Source organism: Bradyrhizobium sp. AUGA SZCCT0158 (genome assembly GCF_018130065.1).
In the GTDB taxonomy this organism is placed as follows: Bacteria; Pseudomonadota; Alphaproteobacteria; order Rhizobiales; family Xanthobacteraceae; genus Bradyrhizobium.
Genome location: NZ_JAFCME010000008.1, coordinates 204,453 through 225,217, shown reverse-complemented (window position 1 = coordinate 225,217; position 20,765 = coordinate 204,453). Strand labels below are relative to the sequence as shown.

At 63.4% G+C, this 20,765-nt stretch carries 19 protein-coding genes and 1 pseudogene; 6 read left to right on the top strand and 14 right to left on the bottom strand.

The window, feature by feature from the left end:
- Positions 1-110: 110 nt before the first annotated feature.
- Both JQ574_RS14185 and JQ574_RS14180 read right to left on the bottom strand, forming a co-directional pair.
- On the bottom strand, positions 111-1,451 hold the full coding sequence (locus tag JQ574_RS14185) for an ABC transporter substrate-binding protein (protein ID WP_212207254.1): 1,341 nt from the start codon (positions 1,449-1,451) through the stop codon (positions 111-113).
- A gap of 157 nt (positions 1,452-1,608) precedes the next feature.
- Positions 1,609-2,652 carry a C-terminal binding protein gene (locus JQ574_RS14180; protein WP_212207255.1) on the bottom strand — a complete coding sequence of 348 codons (1,044 nt, stop codon included), beginning with the start codon at positions 2,650-2,652 and terminating at the stop codon, positions 1,609-1,611.
- A 240-nt stretch (positions 2,653-2,892) separates the two neighbouring features.
- Here JQ574_RS14180 and JQ574_RS14175 point away from each other — a divergent pair, with 240 nt between their 5' ends.
- Positions 2,893-4,578 (top strand): methyl-accepting chemotaxis protein, encoded by a 1,686-nt coding sequence (locus JQ574_RS14175; protein WP_212207256.1) that lies wholly within the window; start codon positions 2,893-2,895, stop codon positions 4,576-4,578.
- Between the two features lie 137 nt (positions 4,579-4,715).
- Here the strand turns inward: JQ574_RS14175 and JQ574_RS14170 are convergent, their stop codons facing one another.
- The 11 genes from JQ574_RS14170 to JQ574_RS14120 all read right to left on the bottom strand — a co-directional run bounded on the left by JQ574_RS14170 (position 4,716) and on the right by JQ574_RS14120 (position 15,222).
- Positions 4,716-5,693, bottom strand: coding sequence for a tripartite tricarboxylate transporter substrate binding protein (locus JQ574_RS14170; RefSeq protein ID WP_212207257.1), 978 nt, complete (start codon positions 5,691-5,693; stop codon positions 4,716-4,718).
- Positions 5,694-5,829: 136 nt separating this feature from the next.
- On the bottom strand, positions 5,830-6,765 hold the full coding sequence (locus tag JQ574_RS14165) for a DMT family transporter (RefSeq protein WP_212207258.1): 936 nt from the start codon (positions 6,763-6,765) through the stop codon (positions 5,830-5,832).
- Between the two features lie 256 nt (positions 6,766-7,021).
- The gene (locus JQ574_RS14160; RefSeq protein ID WP_249119328.1) at positions 7,022-7,984 is read right to left on the bottom strand and encodes a TRAP transporter substrate-binding protein; all 963 of its coding nucleotides are present in this window, start codon (positions 7,982-7,984) and stop codon (positions 7,022-7,024) included.
- A 41-nt stretch (positions 7,985-8,025) separates the two neighbouring features.
- Positions 8,026-9,333: a TRAP transporter large permease gene (locus tag JQ574_RS14155; RefSeq protein WP_212207260.1), complete on the bottom strand. Its 1,308-nt coding sequence runs from the start codon at positions 9,331-9,333 to the stop codon at positions 8,026-8,028.
- Between the two features lies 1 nt (position 9,334).
- Positions 9,335-9,880: a TRAP transporter small permease gene (locus JQ574_RS14150; protein WP_212207261.1), complete on the bottom strand. Its 546-nt coding sequence runs from the start codon at positions 9,878-9,880 to the stop codon at positions 9,335-9,337.
- 203 nt (positions 9,881-10,083) lie between these two features.
- Positions 10,084-10,380 (bottom strand): antibiotic biosynthesis monooxygenase, encoded by a 297-nt coding sequence (locus JQ574_RS14145; protein ID WP_192737587.1) that lies wholly within the window; start codon positions 10,378-10,380, stop codon positions 10,084-10,086.
- Between the two features lie 139 nt (positions 10,381-10,519).
- Positions 10,520-11,662 (bottom strand): alpha-hydroxy acid oxidase, encoded by a 1,143-nt coding sequence (locus JQ574_RS14140; protein ID WP_249119327.1) that lies wholly within the window; start codon positions 11,660-11,662, stop codon positions 10,520-10,522.
- 184 nt (positions 11,663-11,846) lie between these two features.
- Positions 11,847-12,647, bottom strand: a complete 801-nt coding sequence (locus JQ574_RS14135; RefSeq protein ID WP_212273894.1) for an MlaD family protein — start codon at positions 12,645-12,647, stop codon at positions 11,847-11,849.
- A 76-nt stretch (positions 12,648-12,723) separates the two neighbouring features.
- Entirely contained in the window at positions 12,724-13,650 is a 927-nt protein-coding gene (locus tag JQ574_RS14130; protein ID WP_212207263.1) for a DMT family transporter, read from the bottom strand.
- 162 nt (positions 13,651-13,812) lie between these two features.
- A complete protein-coding gene (locus JQ574_RS14125; protein ID WP_212207264.1) occupies positions 13,813-14,205 on the bottom strand; it encodes a helix-turn-helix transcriptional regulator in 393 nt (130 codons plus the stop codon).
- A 9-nt stretch (positions 14,206-14,214) separates the two neighbouring features.
- Entirely contained in the window at positions 14,215-15,222 is a 1,008-nt protein-coding gene (locus JQ574_RS14120; RefSeq protein ID WP_249119326.1) for a LysR family transcriptional regulator, read from the bottom strand.
- A 239-nt stretch (positions 15,223-15,461) separates the two neighbouring features.
- On the opposite strand from JQ574_RS14120, the gene JQ574_RS35090 reads away from it, so the two are divergent.
- The 4 genes from JQ574_RS35090 to JQ574_RS14100 are packed head-to-tail and all read left to right on the top strand — an operon-like array spanning position 15,462 to position 18,610.
- The gene (locus JQ574_RS35090; protein ID WP_249119325.1) at positions 15,462-16,595 is read left to right on the top strand and encodes a GNAT family N-acetyltransferase; all 1,134 of its coding nucleotides are present in this window, start codon (positions 15,462-15,464) and stop codon (positions 16,593-16,595) included.
- Positions 16,592-17,197, top strand: coding sequence for an isochorismatase family protein (locus tag JQ574_RS14110; RefSeq protein WP_212207266.1), 606 nt, complete (start codon positions 16,592-16,594; stop codon positions 17,195-17,197). The genes JQ574_RS35090 and JQ574_RS14110 overlap by 4 nt, the downstream gene beginning before the upstream one ends.
- A 16-nt stretch (positions 17,198-17,213) precedes the next feature.
- On the top strand, positions 17,214-17,393 hold the full coding sequence (locus tag JQ574_RS14105; RefSeq protein ID WP_212207267.1) for a hypothetical protein: 180 nt from the start codon (positions 17,214-17,216) through the stop codon (positions 17,391-17,393).
- A 17-nt stretch (positions 17,394-17,410) separates the two neighbouring features.
- A complete protein-coding gene (locus tag JQ574_RS14100) occupies positions 17,411-18,610 on the top strand; it encodes an MFS transporter (RefSeq protein ID WP_212207268.1) in 1,200 nt (399 codons plus the stop codon).
- A 4-nt stretch (positions 18,611-18,614) separates the two neighbouring features.
- On the opposite strand, the pseudogene ybaK reads toward JQ574_RS14100, so the two are convergent.
- Positions 18,615-19,084, bottom strand: a pseudogene (gene ybaK, locus JQ574_RS14095) (Cys-tRNA(Pro) deacylase).
- A gap of 373 nt (positions 19,085-19,457) precedes the next feature.
- Here ybaK and JQ574_RS14090 point away from each other — a divergent pair.
- A complete protein-coding gene (locus JQ574_RS14090) occupies positions 19,458-20,750 on the top strand; it encodes an adenylosuccinate synthase (protein WP_212207270.1) in 1,293 nt (430 codons plus the stop codon).
- Positions 20,751-20,765 lie beyond the last annotated feature (15 nt).

Genomic DNA, 20,765 nt, shown 5'->3' with positions numbered 1-20,765 from the left:
TTGTCCGCCGAAGCTTTAGCGAAGGCGGAAGCAATCCATGTCTCCATGGAACGAAAGAATGGATTGCTTCGTCGCTATGCTCCTCGCAATGACGGTCGCTCTGTTCGGCGTTACCGGCCCTGTCGCCGGAAATAACGCTTCGCACGCTGCTCGGCTTCCGCGGCTGCGGCCTCCGGCGTCGAGGCGCCGGTTGCCACCGCGGCGAACATCTGCACCGTCACATAGTCCGCACGAACCGCACCGGTGGCAGTCGAAATAGGACCCTTGTAGCCGGCGTAATACTTGCTGTTCATGGTGTTCTTGAAGATTGCGACTTTGGGGTCGCTCGACCACACCGCTGCGTCGGCATAGGCCGCAAGCGGTTGCGACCAGTAGCCGCTGTTGGCGTTGAGCCAGGGCTCGTACTGGTCCTTCTCCAGCATGAACGTCAGGAAGGCCTTCGCAGCGTTCGGATACTGGCTGTGCTTGAACAGCATCGCGTTCAGCGTCAGTCCCGACATCGGCGAGACCGGTGCAAGGAACTTCGGCAACAGCTGATGTTCGGAATCGTCGGCGATCGCCTTGGTTGCCGGATCGTTCTTCAGCGAAAAATACAGCGAGACGCCGTTCGCCGTCAGCCCGAGTTCCTGCGAAGAATAGGCGCGGTTGTTGCTGACGTCGTTCCAGGAAGGCGTGCCGGCGATGAAGGTCGGATAGAGTTCCTTCACGTAGTTCAGCGCCGCGATGGTCTCCTTGCTGTTGATGGTAACATTGCCTTCTTCATCCAGAAGCGCGGCGTTGTGCGACCACAACATCCAGTCCGCAAAGCCGTTACCGTCGCCGACGGCATTACCAAGCGCAAAGCCCGCGGGCTTACCGGCCTTCTGCAGCTTCTTGCAGAGGTCGAGGAATCCGGCAGGGTCTTCCGGCGCCTTGTCGAATCCGACGGACTTGAGAATCGACTTGCGATAGATCAACGGGCCGGCGGTAGCACCGAACGGGAGCCCGATCCAGGCGTCGCTCTTGGCTTTCTTGCCGTAAGCCTTCGCAAGGTTCAGCCAGCCGCCGTACTTCTTGCCGATGTAATCGGCGACGTCGCTCAGTTCGACCAGCTTGTCGACATAGATGTGCGGCGCGTCGGAGAAGCCGATGATCATGTCGGGGCCGGCGCCGGAGTTCGAGGTCACCGCGGTCTGCTGGTTGATGTCTTCCCAGCCGACGAAGTCGACCTTGACCTCAACCCCGGTCTCCTTGGTGAACTTGGCGGCATTGGCGCGGAACACGTCCTCGTCCGCCTGCACGAAGCGCACCGGGCGCAGCATGCGCAAGGAGGCACCTTTCTCGATCGCAAACTTCGGCGCCGGAACATCGGCGGCCTTGATGGGTGATTGCGCCGATGCGCCGGTGGCGGCGAGCGCGGCGGCGGAAACACCCAGTGCCAGCGCCTCGCGGCGGGTAATGTCGTTCTTCATTATAATCGTCTCCCTGTTTTTCCTGCTCCCGGCGTTGATCGCCGATGAACTCGCGGCCTCCGGTTCCCAGCGGAACCGAAGGGTATTGTTTTCTTCCTGGTGCGCTTTCCCGGGCGCGGACCGCTCTCCGCTTCGCCCGACAACGCGTTCGGCCGTCCTAGCTGTTGGGACCGCGATCCATGCTGACAGGTTGCCAGCGACGAAGCGAGGTGTTTTGCAGCACCGACGGATTGACGCAGCTTACCGGCCACATACCGGACAATACCAGTGACAATTCGTAGCCCACACGGCGCTTGCGCGCTTCGTCGAAACGTGCCGATGCCGAGGCGACATGCGCTGTCAGCGTGACGTTTTCCATCGAGAGCATCGGGTTGTTGTGCGACGGCGGTTCGGTTTCCAGCACGTCGAGGGCGGCGTGCGCGATCCAGCCCTCCTGCAGCGCCTTGATCAGCGCTTCCTCGTCCACGGTGGCGCCGCGGCCGGTATTGATGAAGATTGCGCTCTTCTTCATCTGCTTGAAGTGCTTCTCGCCGAGCATGTGATGCACCTCCGGCCGCGCCGGGGCGTGCATCGAGAGGAAATCCGACTGCGACAGCACCTCCGACAGGGTCGCCGGGAGCACGCCATGGTCGGAAATCAGGGTTTCCTGGATGAAGGGGTCATAGGCGATCATCCGCAGGCCGAACGGGGCTGCGCGCTTGGCGACCGCGCGTGCCACCCGGCCGAACGAGATGAAGCCGAGCGTCTGCCCCATCAGCCGCGGAATCTTCAAGAGCTGTGGCCGGCCCTCGGACCAGCGGCCGGTGCGGACCATCTTGTCCTGCTCGACCAGGCGGCGGAAGCCCGAGAGCAGCAGCATCATGGCGTGGTCGGCGACCTCCTCGATGAAGGTGTCGGGGATGTTGGTGACGGGGATGCCGCGGGCGGTAGCGGCTTTGACGTCGACGCTGTCGACCCCGACGCTGCCGAGCGTGATGACCTTGCAATTATCGAGCGCGTCGATGACCGTTTTCGAGATCCGCATGCCCTTGGCGTAGATGGCATCGGCAGTGCGGGCGGCGGCGATGAATTCCGCCTCGTTGGCCGGCGCCTCGATGATCTCGGCTCCGATCGGCTCGAGCGCCTCCATTTCATAGTCGTAGCCGCCGCCGGCGACCGTGAAACTCGCGCCTTTCGGCGTCAATATCCTGAATTTCGGCATTTCCTGCTCCCGATTTGACTCGTCGGTGTTGATTATGGCTGCGGCGGCGTGCCGCGGCCCCCGAATTATAAACGTCCTGATCAGCTTCTCGCACAATCCCGCAGCATAGAGACCAATGCTTTTTGCATGTCCGGGCTTCTACGGAGCGGCATCGTAACAAAGCGCTAAAGGCTCGCACGATAACGTGCGGCGAATCAATTCGCCAATCGCGTCCCGCGTGCATTCCCCGGAGATTCCCCTGTGAAGCTGTCAAATCTGAAGATCACCCCCAAGCTCGGTATCTTGGTGGGGGTGACGCTGCTCGGCCTGTGCGCGGCCGGCGTGCTCGCGGGCCACCTGATGCAGCGCGAGATGCTGAACGCGCGCATCGACCAGACCAGGGCGATCGTCGAAATGGCGCGCAACATGGCGCTGGGGCTGCAAAAGCAGGTTGAAGCGGGCCAGCTCACCAAGGAAGCGGCGATCGCCGAATTCGGCCGCCGCGGCGTTACGCTGACCTTCGACAAGGGCTCAGGTTACGTGTTCGCCTATACGATGGATGGCGTCGCGGTGGTGACGCCGGATCCCAAGCAGATCGGTCAGAACCGCCTCGACGTCGAGACCAACGGCAGAAAACTCGCGCGCGAGTTGCGCGATGGCGTCGCGGCCAAGGGCGAAGTGACCTTGCCCTACGAATACATGAAACCCGGCCAGGAGACATTGATCCGCAAGGTTTCCTACGCGGTCGGAATCCCCGGCTGGAACATGTTCGTCGGCACCGGCGCCTATCTGGACGATCTCGACGCCAAGATGAAGCCGATCGCGTGGCTGCTGGGGCTTGCCATTCTCGGCATCGCCGTGATCGCGGGCAGCATCGCCTGGATGATCGGCCGCAGCATCTCAAAGCCGCTCGGCGAACTCGGCGCCCGCATGCAGGCGCTGGCCGATGGCAAGATCGACGGTGAAATTCCCGGTCTCGGGCGCGGCGATGAGGTCGGCGCGATGGCGGCAACCGTGCAGATCTTCAAGGACAATGCGGTGCGGATCCGCGGCCTCGAACAGGCCGAAGCGGCGACGCAGGCGCGTGCGGCAGCCGAACGGCGGACCGCGATGGAGAACATCGCCAGCGATTTCGAGCGCAGCGTCAACGGCATCGTCCGCTCGGTGTCGACGGCCGCCGCCGGCATGCAGACCACGGCGCAATCGATGACGGCGACCGCCAGCGACGCTAGCGCGCGCGCCGCCACGGTTGGCGCGGCATCGGAAAGCTCGTCGAACAATGTCGGCACGGTCGCAGCCGCAGCCGAAGAGCTGTCGAGCTCGGTGGCCGAGATCTCCCGCCAGGTGGCGCGCTCGAGCGAAATCGCCAGCAAGGCGGTGGGCGATGCCGAGCGCACCAACTCCACCGTCCAGGCGCTCTCCACCGGTGCAGAGAAGATCGGCGAGGTCGTCAAACTGATTCACTCGATCGCCGCTCAGACCAATCTGTTGGCGCTCAATGCGACGATCGAAGCGGCGCGTGCCGGCGAATCCGGCCGCGGCTTTGCGGTCGTCGCCTCCGAAGTGAAGGCTTTGGCCAACCAGACCGCGAAGGCGACCGAGGAAATCTCGGCCCAGGTCGCGGCAATGCAGGCTTCCACCAGCGAGGCGGTCTCCTCGATCGGCGGCATCACCGAAACCATCGCGCAAATGAGCGAGATCACCGTGAGCATCTCGACGTCGATCGAACAGCAGGGCGACGCGACGCGCGAGATCGCGCGCAACATCCAGTCGGTGGCGGCGGGATCGAGCGAGATCAGCGCCCATATCGGCGGCGTCACCACGGCGGCGGCAGCCACCGGCAAGGCGGCGTCCGACGTGCTCTCGAACGCGCGCGAGCTCGACAATCAGTCCGGTATGCTGCGCAACGCGGTCGACGAATTCCTCGTCAAGGTGCGGGCGGCGTAAGACGCGGGTCGTAGGGTGGGTTAGGCGAAGCCGTAACCCACCGCCGATGTGAAGACAAAGATGGTGGGTTACGCGGAGTTTATCATCGGGCGCGCATTCGCGCGACCCGGTGGTTAACCCACCCTACGCACTACCCTCTACTGCTTCTCGATCCCAGCATCCGCGATCAGCTTTTCCCACAGCACCAGCTGCTCCTTCAGGAACGCGTCGAACTCTTCCGGCGTGCTCGAGAAGGCCTCCATGCCGCGCTCGGCGAGCTGGCTCTTGGTGTCCGGCCGCTCGACGATCTTGCGGATTTCCGCGTTCAGCCTGGTGACCATGTCCTTCGGCATATTGGCCGGGCCGAAATAGCCCTGCCATGAGCTGATGTCGAAACCCTTCACCGTGGAGTCCATGGTGGGCAGATGCGGCAGCAGGGCGGAGGGCTTTTTGGTGGTGACGGCCAGCGACTTGAGCGCCTTGCCGTTGACGTGCGGTAATCCGGTCAGGACGTCGATGAACATCATCGAGACGCGGCCGGCGATCACGTCGGTCAGCGCCGGCGGCGAACTCTTGTAGGGGACGTGCAGCAGGTCGATGCCGGCGAGGCGGGCAAAGGTCGCGCCGGAGACGATCGCCGACGAACTGCCGCTGGCGTAGGAGTATTTGCCCGGCTCCTTCTTCGCCAGCGCGATCAGCTCGGCGACCGAATTGGCGGGAATGTCGGGGTGGATCACCAGCATGAAGGGCAGGTCGCCGGTCCGCGCGATCGGCGTGAAATCCTTGATCGGATCGTAGTTCATGGTCTTGAGCAGATACGGATTGGCCGAATGCGTGGTGTTGGTCGTCACGAACAGCGTGTAGCCGTCCGGCGCCGAACGCGCGACATAGCTCGCCGCGATCGAGCCATTGGCGCCCGCCTTGTTCTCGATCACCATGCCCACGCCGAGCGCGGTGCCGAGTTCCTTGGAGATGATCCGCGTCGTGGTGTCGGTGCCGCTGCCGGCAGCGAATGGCAGCACCAGCGTGATGTTGCGGTTCGGATACGGAGCCTGCGCGGACGCCGTCGATGCCAGCGCGAACAGCAAGGATGTTGCCGCCGCCATGCGCCGGTATCGTTTCAAGGACGCGATCATAGGGTCGTTTCTCCCGTTTGGTTTTTTGAGGGGGTTGGCGGGCAAGCTAGCCTGCCCGGAGGGAAAGCGGAAGCGGTACAGCGCCGCATATCGATTGCGTTCCCCGGCTGCTGGCAGCACGTCCGGGACACGGAATTCATGGCCTCGCCGAGGCCCGCCGCGACGCGATCACGACGCCGGCCAGCACCAGCGCATAGCCGACCAGGTGAAACAGCCGCAATTGCTCGCCGAGCAGCAGGATCGCCATCGCCGAGCCGAACACCGGCACCAGATGGAAAAACGGCGCGGCGCGGTTCGGTCCGATCAGCGCCAGGCCGCGGTTGAAGAACGTGTAGGCCAGCGTCGAGGGAAAGATCAGGACATAGGCCAATGTAGCCAGCGTCAGGAAATCGAACTTCAGCACGGCACCGGTCGAAAACTCCCAGACCGAGAACGGCACCAGCATCAGCGCGCCGCAACAGGTAGTGAAGGAGATCAGCGACAATTGATGCGTCACCGGGCGGCGCAGCATCAGCGCCGAGTAAAGCCCGAACGACACCAGCGAGGAGCCGAACATCACGTCGCCCTTGTTGAAGCTGATGCTGGCGAGCGCCGAGAAATCGCCGCGCAGGATGATGGTCAGGACGCCGATCAGCGAAAGGGCAATGCCGGCCAGCTGCGCGCCGGTCAGCCGCACGCCGAACAGGACCAGCGACCACATCGCCACGAACAGCGGGCCGGATGACTGGATCAGCAGCGCGTTCAGCGCCTGGGTGTATTGCATCGCCCAGAAGGAGATCGCGTTGTTGTAGGCAAAGCCGATCAGCGAGAGGAACAGCATCAGCGGCAGATGGGCGCGCAGCGTCGGCCAGTCGCGCTTGAGATGCGGCCAGGCGAACGGCAGCAGGATCAGGAAGACGCCGAACCAGCGGATTGTGGTCAGCGTGATCGGCGGCACGTGGTCGCCGACATGCCGGGCCAGCACGATGTTACCGGCCCAGAACAGCGAAGTCAGGGTCAGCAGGACGTAAGGCTGGTTGTTGAGCCAGCCGACCGGATCGCGGGCGGGCGGCAGTGGCGCGGGGCTGGTCATCGTCTCGCGGGAGTTGTGCCGGATTTTCGCCGCGCGACAAGTCCCGAGTCTGCAATGCTACTATGGCTGCAATGCTAATGTTCTGATTGGTCTGAACCGGCCGGGAGCAAGTCATGGGCGTCTGTCGTCATGGCCGGGCTTGTCCCGGCCATCCACGTCTTTCTTGCTCCGGCATCGCAGACAAGTTTGCGCAGTCTGCGCAAAGCAGACTGCTACGGCCGGGCATGACGGCGTTCGCTATGAAGCGCTATTCGTCCTACTTCTTATACGCGGCGACCACGGCTTCACCGTCAGCGCCGGCCTTCTTCGACCAGTCGGCCGTCAACTGCTCGCCGATTTTCTCGAGCCCGGACTTCAGCGCGGCAGGCGGCGGCAACACCTGCATCTTGTTGGCTTTGAGTTGATCGAGATACCACTTCGCCTTTTCTTCCGCGAGCTTCCAGCCGCGTTCCTCGGCGACAACGGCCGCCTTGAGGATCGCTTCCTGCGTCGGCTTGTCGAGCGCGTCGAAAGCCGCCTTGTTCACGAAGGTGACGTTCTTCGGAATCCAGGCCTGCGTGTCGTAGAAGTGCGTCATGGTTTCCCAGGCCTTGCTGTCGTAGCCGGTCGAGCCCGAGGTCATGAACGCGTTGACGACGCCGGTCGCCAGCGCCTGCGGCAATTCCGCCGCCTGGATGGTGATGGGCTGCGCGCCGACCAGTTCGGCGATGCGCGAGGTGCCGACGTTATAGGCGCGCCACTTCAGGCCTTTCATATCGTCGATGGTGTTGAGGTCCTTCTTGGCATAGATGCCCTGCGGACCCCACGGCACTGCGAACAGCAGCATCAGCCCCTGCGATGCGAGCTTCTTTTCGACGGCGGGCTTTGACGCGATCCACAATTTCTTGGCCGCCGGATAGCTCGTCGCCAGGAACGGAATAACATCGACGCCGAACAGCGGGTCCTCGTTCTCATGCAGCGAGATCAGAACCTCGCCCGCCTGCGCCTGACCGGTTGCGACCGCGCGCTTGATTTCAGGGGCCTTGAACAGCGACGCCGCCGCATGCACGGTGATCTGCAGCTTGCCGCCGGTGGCATCGCCGACGTCCTTGGCAAACGCGATCAGATTGACCGAATGCGGATTATCAGCCGGATAGGCCGCCGGAAGATTCCATTTTGTCTGCGCAGTCGCGGGGGCGACAGTTGCGGAAATCGCAAGCGCCGCGACGCCGGCAGCCATTGCGCACGTTTTAACAAGCCTCAACATGACAATACCTTTCTCTAGCCAGGGAACGCTATCCGCGGCAGCAGCATCACGATATCAGGAAACACCGTGATGATGGCAACCGCCAGAACGAGCAAAAAGAAGAACGGCAGGGCCGCCTTGGCGACGGTGTTGGAATCCTTGCCGCTCATAGTCTGCAACACGAACAGGTTGAAGCCGACGGGCGGAGAGACTTCAGCCATTTCCACCACCAGCACCAGGAAAATACCGAACCAGACGAGATCGAATCCGGCCTGCTTCACCATCGGAATGACGATGGCCGTGGTTAGCACGATCATGGAAATGCCGTCGAGGGCCGTGCCGAGTACGATGTACATGACGGTGAGCGCCGCGATCAGCGCATAGGGGCTGAGGTGAAGACCGTTCACCCAGTTCGCGAGCGCCAGCGGGATGCCGGTATAGGCCATCGACGTGCCCATGTAGGATGCGCCCGCCAGGATCAGCAGGATCATGCAATTGACCCGCGTTGCGCCCATGACGCTGGCCCAGAACGCCTGCCAGGTCAGCGCGCCTTGCCACCATGCGATCGCGAGCGATCCCAAAACGCCCCAGGCCGCGCATTCCGTCGCCGTCGCCCAGCCCATCAGCAACGACAGAAAGACGAAAGCGATCAGCAGCAGACAAGGGAGCAGATTGAGCGATTCCGAGACGCGTTTGCGAAAGCTCATCGGCGGGTCGGCCGGCGGCGTGCGCTTCGGATTGGCAAGCGACCAGACGGCGATGTAGCCGGAGTAAAGCGCCATCACCAGCAAGCCCGGCAGAAAGCCCGCGAGGAAGACCTGAATGATGGAGACGTTGGCCTGCACGGCGTAGACCACCATGGTGATCGACGGCGGGATCAGAATGCCGAGCGTGCCGGCGCCGGCCAGCGAGCCGAGGCTCAGGCCTTCGTCATAGCCGCGCTTCTTCAGTTCGGGCAGGGCGATCTTGGCCACCGTGGCGCAGGTCGCGGCCGACGATCCCGACACCGAGCCGAACACGCCGCAGGCGAGCACGTTGACGTGCATAAGCCGGCCCGGCAGCCAGTTCAGCCACGGCGCAAATCCGCGAAACATTTCTTCCGAGAGCCGCGTGCGAAACAGAATTTCGCCCATCCAGATGAAGAGCGGCAAGGCTGCGAGCGACCACGACGCACTGTTGCCCCACACCGTCGTCGCCAGCACGCTGCCCGCCGGAATGGCGCCGCCGGCGAATTGCATGCCGGCCCATCCCGTCGCCATCAAGGCGACGCCGATCCAGACGCCGGCACCGAGCAGCAGCGCAAGAAATCCCAGCAGGATGGCGGCGATCGAGAGCAGCTCCATGTCAGACCCCGCTCTGCATGGCGCGCTCGACGATTTCCTCGGCGCTCTTTGGTTTCGGCAATTCGTAGCGCGGCGGAAAACCGCGCAGCACGTGGATCAGCTCATCGACAAAGGCGATGAAGAGAATTACGAGGCCGCCGCTGTAGCCGAGCTGCGGGATCCACAGCGGCACCGCGATGACGCCTTGCGAAATGTCGAAAAACTTCCAGGACTGCCAGGTCATGACCGAGGCGTGCCAGGCGAAAAAGCCGATGAAGCCGGTGCCGACCAGAAGCGCGGCGATCTCCACATAGTGGCGGACGGCGTCGCTGAGGCGGTCGATCAAAAGACCGACACGGATCATTTCGCCGTGCTTGAACGTATGGGCGAGCCCGAGGAAGGCGGTGGCCGCCATGCACCAGGAGATGAAATCGTCGCCCGCCGGAATGTTGATGCCGAGCGGCCGGCCGGCCGAAAGCAGCATCATCAGCACCAAAATCACAATCAGGAAAAGTCCGGCGAGATAGCCGGAGAACAAATAGAGCCGATCGAGAAACAGGCGGATCATCGTGTGTTCTTTCCCCTCACGCGCAGACTGCCCGGAAGCAATGGTCGTACCACTTCAGCCAACCGTCCCTGGCCGGAAATGCCCCGTCAGCCGTGCTCGAAACGGGCGTCTGAAGTCAATCCCGAAAAGCGCGGGCAGGGTTTCCGAGTTGTTCAGAACCGTCAATGGGACGTTCTGCGGATGCCGAAGAAGACCGACACGAACTATTTCAGCGCCAGGACGACCTCACCCGCCGCCGGATCGGTGACGCCGAGGCCGCCGCCGAGGTCTTCGAGCGTATCGCGAAAAGAATTGAGGGTCGCGATCATGTTCGGCCGCGCCGCGACGCACGCGTCCATGTCTTTCCACTCGGCGATAATGCAGTAGGAGCGGTCGCCGGTCTTGATGATGTTGGCGTGCGTCAGGCCCGGCCACGTCGCTTCAACGTTCTTGTGGGCATCCAGAAACTCCTGATCGCGTCCTGGTTTCACTCGGAAACGCACCGTATTGAAAGCGGTCATCGGCCTTCTCCCCTCGCCTTTGAGGGGGCCGAGGATACCCAGCCTGCACAGGGTTGGGCAATACAATAGGGCCCCCTGACCCGCCGGCGCGAGCCGTCCATGCCTGCAATGCGCTGCGGGCCGCCGAGCGCCCCCGGCCCTAGAACTTTCGTACCAGATCCGGTGTGATCTCGCTGATGCTGCGGATACCCAGCAGCGCGAGGTCGCGGTCGATCTCGGCATGGAGCAGGCTGATGGCGCGCTGCACGCCGGCCTCGCCGCCGGCGATCGCAGCATAGAGGAAGGGACGGCCGACCCAGACGAAATGGGCGCCGAGCGCCAAGGCCTTGATCACGTCGGTGCCGCGGCGGATGCCGCCGTCGACCATGACGGTCATGCCTTTCGCCTCGGCCGCAATCTCCGGCAGCGTGCGCAGGCCCGACATCGTGTAGTCGAGCTGGCGGCCGCCATGGTTGGAGAGCATCACGCCATCGACGCCGCTCTCGCGCGCGATCCGGGCGTCGGTGGGCGAGACCAGTCCCTTGACGACGAGCTTGCCCTTCCAGCGCTTGCGGATCAGTTCGACATGCTTCCAGGCGAGCTGGTCGCGGGCGCCGATGTTGCGCATCAGATTCTTGGCCAACACCGGCGGGCCGCGCTGCGCGTCCATGTTCTCGAAATGCGGCATGCCGTGGTTCTTCACGGTGCGCAGCCAGGTGCCGAACAGCCAGTGTGGATGGGTCACCGTATCCCAGGCGACGCGTGGCGTGATCGCCAGCGGCACCTGAAAGCCGTTGCGGATGTTGTTCTCGCGGTTGGGCGGCACCGGCACGTCGGCGGTGACGACGAATGTGTCGTAGCCTGCCGCGGCGACCCGGTCGACCAAGGGCTCGATACGGGCGGGCAGGCCCGCCAGATAGGCCTGGTACCAGGCGGCCGGATTTTCCCGGCGCACGTCCTCCAGCGTGATCAGCGAGGAGGCGGAGAGAATCATCGGCACGTTTTCGGCGGCCGCCGCCCGCGTCAGCACGATGTCGCCGCGATAGGCGCATAGCGCCGAGGAGCCCATCGGCGGAATGCCGAACGGCGAGGCGTAGGTCTTGCCGAACAGCGTCGTGGTCTGGTCGCGGCCGGAGACGTCGTTGAGCACGCGCGGCACGAAACCGTATTCGTCAAAGGCCGTGCGGTTGTCGCGGACCGCGGCGTCGGTCTCGGCGCCGCCGGCGATATAGCCGTAGAGGAATTTCGGAATCCGCCGCCGCGCGGTGGCTTCGAAATCGTCGAGCGAGAGATAGCGTTTCAAGTGACGTGGAACCGCGCTCGTGGCCCGGGTCACTGTTGCAGGCGGAGCGGTCAGGCCAGCGGATTTATCGAGCACGGCGGAGCAGTCCCTGTTCTTGGTTATTATCGGGGCAAGACGCTACAGCATGATCCGGAAAAGTGCGAAGCGGTTTTCCGAAAAAGATCATGCTCAAACAGAGAGCCCTTTAGCGTCTGGCGGGGGGCGCAGCAAACTTGCTGTTGTTGATGGACTGGCTGAGATCGATCAGCATTTTCCGGGCTTCTTTCAGCGCCGTGTCGGACTTCTTGTCGAAGCTTACGATCAGTTCGCGCATCGAAATCACGGTCGGCAACAGGTCGCCGCCATATTTGTCGCTCCCGAGCCCGCCGAGGAAATCCCGGGTCTTGGTCAGCGCTCCGTCGACCGCGTTGATGCCGTCGTCGGCGGTGCCGATGATGTTGCTGATCCGCTCGCCACTGCCGGACAGCGAGGCCGTGAACGTTTCGAAATTGCGCAACGTGTCTTTCACCGCGACTTCATTGTCGGCGATGATCTTGTCGACGTTGCGCAGCGCCACGCGGATTCGTGCCTGCATGTCCAGCAGTCCCTCCGGATCCGCGGTCAGTTCGGGAATGCCGTCGGCGCCGAGTGGCGGCGGATCGACCGTGCCGCCGGTAAAGGAGATCGCGGCGATGCCGGTCAGGCCCTGGAATTCGAGGCCGACCTGGGTGTCCCGGCGTACCGGGGTGTTGCCGTCGATCATGGTGAGCACGACGACGCGGCGGGGATTATCCAATTTCATCGACACCACTTCGCCGACCCGCACGCCGGCGAAATTCACGCTGCCGCCCTGGCGCAGGCCGGAAGCGGAGCCCTCGAAGATCACCCGGAACGGCGTCTTCTGCTTATTGCCGGCGAATTTCTGATAGCCAAGGAACGAGCCGAGCGACCCGGCGATCAACGCCAGGGTCAAGGTCCCGATCATCAGATTGCTGGCGCGCGCCATCAGCGAAATCCTGCGAAGCAGGCCCAGTAGATAGCGGATTTGCCGCTGCAAGTCACCGCAACCGGGCTGTCCAAAGCTAGCTGGGCTGCTTTCGCGACGCGACAAACACCCCGGTCAGGACCAGCGCGAACCCCAGGAAATGGAACGGCTGCGGGTGCTCGCCGAGGAAGGCGATCGACATCACGGTTCCGAACACCGGCACCACGTGGAAGAAGGGCGCGGCGCGGTTGGCGCCGATCAGCTGCACCCCGCGATTGAAGCACAGATAGGCCAGCGTCGAGGGAAACAGCGCCACATAAAACAGCGTCAACAGGTTGGCGGTGTCGATCCGCATCAGGGGCCGCGCGAACAGTTCCCAGATGAACAGCGGGATCAGGCACGCAGCACCTGCGCCGAAGGTGAAGGCGACGAACGACAGGCCATGGATGGCGGGGCGTTTCAGCGACAGCACCGAATAAAGCCCGAAGATCGCCAGCGCCACGGTGAAGATGAGGTCGCCTTTGTTGAACTCGATGTTCTCGAGCGTGGTGAGATCGCCGTGCAGCAGGATCACCAGCACGCCGGCCAGCGACAGCAGAACCCCGCCGGCCTGGGCCAGTGTCAGCCGCACGCCGAACAGGACCAGCGACCACACTGCGACGATCAGCGGCGCCGCCGACTGCAGCAGCAGCGTGTTCAGCGCCTGGGTGTGTTCGAGCGCCCAATATTGAAGGGTGTTGAAGGCGCCGATGCCGGTGATCGAGAGCACGATCATGGTGCCGAGGCGGCCGCGGATCGCGGCCCAGTCGCGCACCAGATGTTTCCAGGCAAAGGGAAGAATGATGAGGAACGCGAACGACCAGCGCAGGAACGACAGCGTCACCGGCGGGATATGCCCCGCGGCGAGGCGGCCGACGATGGCGTTGCCGGCCCAGCAGAGCGCGGTGATGCTGAGCAACAAATATGGCTGGTTGGCGATCCAGGTCGCGGGCTGCACGGGCGCGTTGGGTTCGGAAGCAGACATTCGCAAAGACAAGGCCCGGTTCATGACGCCGCGGCCCGCCCGGCGACGGAAGCCGGGCCGGAGAAGGTCGCCCGGCCTGTGTCACAGACACCGATTTGCCGGGTTCATCAATGGGGCAGATGCATCGCGACCATGCGCGGAGGGAGATGCGCGGCGTTCCGGTTAACCCGCTTCGTCGGGGCCTGCGGCCTGACGCTTGACGATCTGTTCGGCGAGCTGGATCAGCATCCGCTTGGTATTGTTGTCCTGCAGCTCGCGGAACACGCGCAGCAAGCGCAGTTCGAGCAGCGCCTGCATCGTATCGGCACTGGCGTTACCGGATTGCGGCTTTTGCGGCCGGGTCGACGGCGACAGGCCCTCGAACAGATCGTGGGAGACGCCGAGCGCGTCCGCCACCTGCATCAGGCGGCCGACGCTAACGCGGCCCGACCCGTTGTTGGCTTTCGGCGTCGGCTGGCCAGCGAGTACTTCCGCAAGATCGTTCTGCGAAAGCCCGAGCGCGAGCCATCGCGCCTTCACCAGTTGATCGATTTGCCCGTCGGTCGACTTGCTCATGTGCCTCGCTCAGCCAATCTTTGACCGTGATTCTTTCATGAAACCCGCGAACAGATTCACCAGCGGCTCACCCTTGTAGGTTTTCTGCAAATCATTGGGATGGACAAACTCATCGCGAAACCACGGATATTTGCGGCCGTCGAACGCCTGGATGGTCCAGTCGATCAATTGCTTGACGCGTGGAATCCGCTTCGCATCGGGATGGTAGGTGAGCCAGATATCGAGTGGAAACTGGACGCCGAGATCGAGCGGAATCAAGGGCCCGGCGATCGCCGGTATGTAGGTCGGCAACCAGCCGATGCCGGCGCCCTTGGAAACGGCCCAGACATGCGCGCTCGAGACGTTGTTGCGCATCGCGACAAAGCCGAGCTGTTCGCGTGCGGCATGCCGTTCGTACATCTCCCTGCCTTTGGTCTGCTCTGCGTCCTGAATCACCATGCGATGGTTTTGCTGCAGGTCCTTCAGGTCCGTCGGCATGCCGTAGATTTCGACATAGGATGGACTGACGAACGGCATGATGTGAAGCCGGCCGATCTTGACCCGCTTCAGGTTGGGATTAGCGGGCTCCTCGAGTTGCACCGCGACATCGGCTTCGAGCCGGAGCACGTCCGCCGATCGCATCTCGCATTTCAGATCGACCAAGAGGCCGGAATAGACCCGCTGGAATTCGACCAGCCGGGGCGCCAGCCAGAAAGTGCCGAGCCCTTCGGTCACGGCAAGCCGGACCTCTCCGGTGAGCGCCGGCGTCGCCCGGCTTAGCGCGCGGTCGAGCCCGAAGGACGCCTCTTCCATCCGTTTGGCGGCGTCCAGAACCGCCTCGCCTTCCGGCGTCAGCCTGATGCCGTCGACGTGGCGGGTCATCAGGGGCGTCTTGTAGGCATTCTCCAGGACTGAAATTCGCTTGCTGAGGAAATTGGCGGACATGTTCAGCTGCGCAGCCGCGGCGCGGAAGCTCCCGGTTCGGGCGACCGCCAGGAAAATCCGCACCAGATCCCAGTTCGCCATTCGTCCTGGCATGTGCGCGCCGTTGTGCGCGCCCCTGCGCTCACCTGAGTGCATACAAATCGCCTCGTTTATCGCCTTCTAATTTAAGGGATCGATATTTCTATTCTTGGCAGAAAACCAAGCCTTACACAATCAAGAGACGATCAATGAACGCGCTCGACATCGATCTGATCAGAAAATCCGCCCGGGAGCACGCTCGCGCCAGCCGCTCGGTTCCCGCCAGCCGGTCTACGGCCCATTCTCTCGAGAGAATGACCAATCTTCAAGTGGCCAGACGCACGGTGATTTTCACCGTCGGGGCCGCCGGCATCGCCTCGCTGGTTGACAGGGCCCGCGCCGACATACCGGGATTAACCAAGAACGAAATCCTGCAGGCGGCGGCACGCCACAACCCCGATATTTTCTGGGCCATCGCGCGAAGCGACCGGTTCGATATCGGCGACCCCAAGGGCGAGGGCTTCCTTGCAGTGTTGCCGCTGACCCATGAGGGCATGCGCCGGCTGCTCGACGGCCGGCTCAACACCAAGGATCCCGAGCTGTGCTACGTCGCGCGGCAATCGGAGCGTCCGGCCGGCATCTATGTCTGGGCGATCCATGCCAAGGGCACGCTCGCGGCGGCGATCCCGCTGGTGCTGCAGAAAATCTCCTCGCCGCTCTACCAGGGCGTCAACCTCTATTCGCGTCCCATCACCAAGGGCGGCCTGCGGGTGCTGGAGCCGCTCGGCTTCCAACCGGGCGCAAGTTACGAGGAATTGTTCGTTCCGCATCTGCAGATGTTCGACCGCTCGAAGGATCTTCCGCGGGTCAAGGCAATGCCGCCCGAGCCGGTCACCGTCGAGGTCGTCCGCTCGATGGACGAGATGGCGCGCGTCATTGCGATCCGCGGAGCGGTCTACATGGGCGAACAGCATTGCCCGTTCGAAGAGGAATTCGACGGCAATGATTTCTCCGCCACCCATCTGATCTGCCACAAGGATGGCGAGCCGGTCGGCTGCATGCGGATCCGCTATTTTGCGGATTTCGCCAAGCTCGAACGGCTGGCCGTCCGCAACGAAAGCCGCAACGCCGGCCTGGCCGGCCAGATCGTGGACACGGCCATCGAGCTGTGCCGGAAGAAGGGCTACCGCGTGCTGTACGCGCATGCGCAGGCCCGGCTGCTCGGCTTCTGGCAGCAACGTGGCTTCAAGCGCTCGCCCGGCCGCAAGTTCGTGTTTTCCGACTTTGACTATGTCGAGGTCAAACTCGAGACCGAGAAGCATCCGCAATGCATCACCCTCAACGACGATCCCTACGTGCTGATTCGTCCCGAAGGCCGCTGGGATAGACCGGGCATCCTCGAAAAATCCACCAGCCGGGGAATTTGCCAAGCGGCGGATGTCCGATGAGTTCGGTCATTGATTTGCGAACCTATGTCGGCGCATCGCGTGGCCGCCTGCTGATCATGGTCGACCTGCAGGAGAAAAACTACGCCGCATTGGCCAGGGACAACGCGCGAGACATCCAGCGGTCGCTGAACAATTGCTTGGCCGCGATCCGGCATGCGCGCGAGTTTGCCATACCGATCGCGTTCACGCGGCAAGCCGAGGGTCGGGGAGATGGCCCGGGCATACTCGAACGCTCGAGCCAGTCGGCGTGGATTTCCGGTCTCGAGCCGCGGCGGTCGGACATGGTGTTCGAGCGCCAGCAACCGTCCTGCTACAGCAATCATTTGTTCGAAAGCGTGGTCTCGCAGGCCGGAAGCTTCGCCATTGCCGGTCTCGTCGCCGAGGAAACCTGCCTTGCGACGGCGATGGATGCTGCGCGCAGGGAGCACAGCGTCACCTTCCTGAGCGATGCATCCGTGAGCCGGTCGCGGCCCAATACCGACGCCGCCGCCGTGCATGTGCTCGCCACAAGGGCGATCGAACTTTTCGCCGACGTCGCCACCACCGGCCAGTGGCTGGTCGCGACGTCGCAGCGACCTCTCAAAGGGCATTGCTATGGATGAGTTAAGTGCGCGTCGTTTGCGTAATGTGCTTCCGGTGCTGGTAGAGCAGCGCAATTTGCTGGTTTCGGGCGGCGTCTCCTTTGCCGGCCATCTGGTCGATCTTGCGATCATGCAGCTGCGCCTCTCGCTGCACGAGGTCTCCGAGGACGAATTATCCGAGTTCTCCAACGTGCTCAGCGGCGAACGCAGCGATTGAACACCGGGAGTATCCGTATGCCCGGACGCAGGTGGATCATCCTTGCGGTGTTGTTCGCGACGCGCGCGGCCATCGGATTCCAGTTTCAATCGATCGGGTCGGCGGCCAATCTTCTGATGGCCGATCTCGGCATCGGCTATTCGGAAGTCGGCATGCTGCTCGGCGCCTATATGCTGCCGGGCGTCCTCGTCGCGTTCCCGGCCGGATTGCTCGGAAGCCGGGGCCGCGAAAAGACGCTCGGGATCGTGGGCCTGGTGCTGATGGCGGTTTCCGGCCTGGCATTGAGTTATTCCGGCGATCTCGCCCTCGCGCTGGCGGCGCGCACGGTTGGCGGGGTCGGGGGCACGGTCGTGGGTCTGGTCGCGACCAAGATGGTGGCGGACTGGTTCGACGCCCGCGAGATGGTGCTGGCGATGTCGTTCCTGCAGATGAGTTGGCCGTTCGGCGCCATGATCGCGCTGCCGATCCAGACCTGGATCGCCCATTCGCTCGGCTGGCAGGCGGTGATGCTGTCGGCCGCGATCTGTTCGGTGGCAGTGCTGCTGGCGTTTGCGATGATTCCGCGCGCGGCGCAGTTGGCCCAGGCGGAGGCCGCCGGCCGCGGACGGCTGCCGCGTGCGGCGCTGATGCCGGTGGTGATATCGGGCGCTATCTGGGGCGCGATGAATCTCGCCTGCGTTTTGTTCTTCAGCTACGCACCGCTGTTGATGGTGGCGCAGGGATCTTCGCCGACGGTTGCGGCGTCGCTGACGAGCCTGTCGATCTGGTTCACCATTCTCGCCATTCCGGCCGGCGGCTATCTCGTGCACCGCGCCGGCCGGCCGATCACCGCGATTATTGCCTGCAGCCTGATCGCGGCCTGTGCGCTGATGCTGTTCGTGGAGAATTTTCATTCGACGATCGCATGCCTGATTTTTGGCGTCGCGATCGGTCCGATGTCGGGTGCGATCCTGTCGATGCCTGCCAGGGTGCTGGAGCCGGCCGACCGGTCGATGGGCTTCGGCCTGTTCTATACCTGTTTCTACGTCCTGATGGCGGCCGGACCCACCGCCGCCGGAAGCCTGCAGGACGCCTGGGGATCGCCGGCGGCAGCACTGGTCGCCAGCGCCGCGCTGCTGGCATCGATGGTGCCGCTGGTCCTGTTGTTCCTGGTCGTCGCAAAGCGCTGCGATTTCGCGCAGCCGAGCCCCGAAGCAAAACTGCGCGCGGCGTCTTGAACTCTCACACCGTCAGGGCCTGCGCGATCGCGCCGAGCGCCTGCATCGCGTCATCAGGATCGAGTTCGACCTGCAATCCGCGCTGCCCGCCATTGAGGAACACGGTCGCGTGGCCGAGCGCGGCGGCCTCGATCGCGACCGGCGCGCTTCTTCTGCCCGAACGGCGAGGCCGCCGACATGATAGCCGGTGAGCCGCTCTGCATCCGCCGGGCGCATCATCTTCGCGGCCTTGCCGCCGAACGCGCTGGCGAGCTTCTTCATGCTGACTTCGCCGTCCGACGGCACCACCACGCAGACCGGCTTGCCGTCGACCTCGGCCATCAGCGTCTTCAGCATGCGGGAGGGCGCGACGCCGAGCGCCTCGGCCGCCTGCAGGCCGATGCTGTCGGCGTTGGAATCATAGACATAGCTGTGCAGCACAAACTTCACGCCGAGCTTTTCCAGCGCCTTTGTCGCAGGAGTGGTTTTAGACATTTGCCAGATTACTCCGCGTTCATGCGGCCGCCTTCGCGCCGCCACAAATTTTTGGGGGATATCAAAGGGTTGTCCTCCTTTTTGACGACCCCCAAAGCTTGCTTCTTGCTTGCCTAGACGGGCTGCTTCCTTTATCCGGTTGGGCTGCCTCGCATGCGAACGGCCTTAAGGCCGTGATTTGGGCTGGGCAAGCTACGGGTATGATCCGGAAAAGTGGATACCGGTTTTCCGAGAAGATCATGCCCGAACTAAAGAAATATTCGACGGCGTGGTTCAACCTGAACCATGCCGGAGAGCATGATCCGGAAAGTGGGCAGTAGTTTTCCGGGGAAGTCATGCTGAAACCACGTGAGTCGCAGGGAAACGCTTAGAAATGGCCAATGTTGTCGTCGTCGGCGCCCAATGGGGTGACGAGGGGAAGGGCAAGATCGTCGACTGGTTGTCGGAGCAGGCTGACATCGTCGTGCGCTTCCAGGGCGGCCACAATGCCGGCCACACGCTCGTCATCAATGGCGAGACGTACAAGCTGGCGCTGCTGCCGTCGGGCGTGCTGCGGCCCTCGAAGCTGGGCGTCATCGGCAACGGCGTGGTGTTCGATCCGCAGGCCTTCCTCGACGAGGTCACCCGGCTGAAGGGCCAGGGCGTCGCCATCAGCCCGGAAAATCTCCGTATCGCGGAGAACGTCACGCTGATCCTGCCGCTGCACCGCGAGCTCGACGCCTTGCGCGAATCATCCAACGCCGGCACCGCGATCGGCACCACCCGCCGCGGCATCGGCCCGGCCTATGAGGACAAGGTCGGCCGCCGCGCCATCCGTCTGATGGACCTGGCCGACCTCGACGCCCTGCCGCACAAGATCGACCGCCTGCTGGCGCACCACAACGCGCTGCGCCGCGGCCTCGGGCTGGAGGAGTTCGACGGCGGCGTCATCCTGAAGGACCTCACCGCGCTGGCGCCGCATTTGTTGCCCTACGCCGAGACGGTGTGGCGCCTGCTCGATCTCAAGCGCCGTGAGGGCAAGCGCATCCTGTTCGAGGGCGCGCAGGGCGCGCTGCTCGACGTCGATCACGGCACCTACCCCTATGTCACCTCGTCCAACACGGTGGCGGCGCAGGCCGCGACCGGCAGCGGCCTGGGGCCGAGCGCGGTCGGCTATGTGCTCGGCATCTGCAAGGCCTATACGACGAGGGTCGGCCAGGGCCCGTTCCCGACCGAACTGGACAATGACATCGGCCGCAAGATCGGCGAACGGGGCCGCGAGTTCGGCACCAATACCGGCCGGCCGCGGCGTTGCGGCTGGTTCGACGCCGTATTGGTAAGGCAGGCCGCAAGAACCTGCGGCATTACCGGCCTCGCCTTGACCAAGCTCGATATTCTCGACGGCTTCGACACGATCGAGGTCTGCACCGGCTACATGCTGGACGGCAAGGAAATCGACCATCTGCCGGCCGGCGAGGGCGCCCAGGCCCGGGTGGTGCCGATCTACGAGACCATCGAGGGCTGGAAGGAGCCGACCGCCAATGCCCGTTCCTGGGCGGATCTGCCGGCCCAGGCCATTAAATATGTCCGCCGGGTCGAGGAATTGGTGGGCTGTCCGATCGCCTTGCTTTCCACCAGCCCGGAACGCGAGGATACTATTCTCGTTCAAAACCCGTTCGAGGCTTAACGAGTTGTTACCCAT

Excerpts from the sequence above, each read along its gene's own strand:
- JQ574_RS14185 (WP_212207254.1), bottom strand. The coding sequence starts at position 1,451 with ATGAAGAACGACATTACCCGCCGCGAGGCGCTGGCACTGGGTGTTTCC.
- JQ574_RS14180 (WP_212207255.1), bottom strand. The coding sequence starts at position 2,652 with ATGCCGAAATTCAGGATATTGACGCCGAAAGGCGCGAGTTTCACGGTC.
- JQ574_RS14125 (WP_212207264.1), bottom strand. The coding sequence starts at position 14,205 with ATGAGCAAGTCGACCGACGGGCAAATCGATCAACTGGTGAAGGCGCGA.
- JQ574_RS14150 (WP_212207261.1), bottom strand. The coding sequence starts at position 9,880 with ATGATCCGCCTGTTTCTCGATCGGCTCTATTTGTTCTCCGGCTATCTC.
- JQ574_RS14100 (WP_212207268.1), top strand. The coding sequence starts at position 17,411 with ATGCCCGGACGCAGGTGGATCATCCTTGCGGTGTTGTTCGCGACGCGC.
- JQ574_RS14165 (WP_212207258.1), bottom strand. The coding sequence starts at position 6,765 with ATGACCAGCCCCGCGCCACTGCCGCCCGCCCGCGATCCGGTCGGCTGG.
- JQ574_RS35090 (WP_249119325.1), top strand. The coding sequence starts at position 15,462 with ATGACCAATCTTCAAGTGGCCAGACGCACGGTGATTTTCACCGTCGGG.
- JQ574_RS14160 (WP_249119328.1), bottom strand. The coding sequence starts at position 7,984 with ATGGCTGCCGGCGTCGCGGCGCTTGCGATTTCCGCAACTGTCGCCCCC.
- JQ574_RS14155 (WP_212207260.1), bottom strand. The coding sequence starts at position 9,333 with ATGGAGCTGCTCTCGATCGCCGCCATCCTGCTGGGATTTCTTGCGCTG.
- JQ574_RS14170 (WP_212207257.1), bottom strand. The coding sequence starts at position 5,693 with ATGATCGCGTCCTTGAAACGATACCGGCGCATGGCGGCGGCAACATCC.
- JQ574_RS14120 (WP_249119326.1), bottom strand. The coding sequence starts at position 15,222 with ATGCCAGGACGAATGGCGAACTGGGATCTGGTGCGGATTTTCCTGGCG.
- JQ574_RS14110 (WP_212207266.1), top strand. The coding sequence starts at position 16,592 with ATGAGTTCGGTCATTGATTTGCGAACCTATGTCGGCGCATCGCGTGGC.
- JQ574_RS14145 (WP_192737587.1), bottom strand. The coding sequence starts at position 10,380 with ATGACCGCTTTCAATACGGTGCGTTTCCGAGTGAAACCAGGACGCGAT.
- JQ574_RS14090 (WP_212207270.1), top strand. The coding sequence starts at position 19,458 with ATGGCCAATGTTGTCGTCGTCGGCGCCCAATGGGGTGACGAGGGGAAG.
- JQ574_RS14135 (WP_212273894.1), bottom strand. The coding sequence starts at position 12,647 with ATGGCGCGCGCCAGCAATCTGATGATCGGGACCTTGACCCTGGCGTTG.
- JQ574_RS14130 (WP_212207263.1), bottom strand. The coding sequence starts at position 13,650 with ATGTCTGCTTCCGAACCCAACGCGCCCGTGCAGCCCGCGACCTGGATC.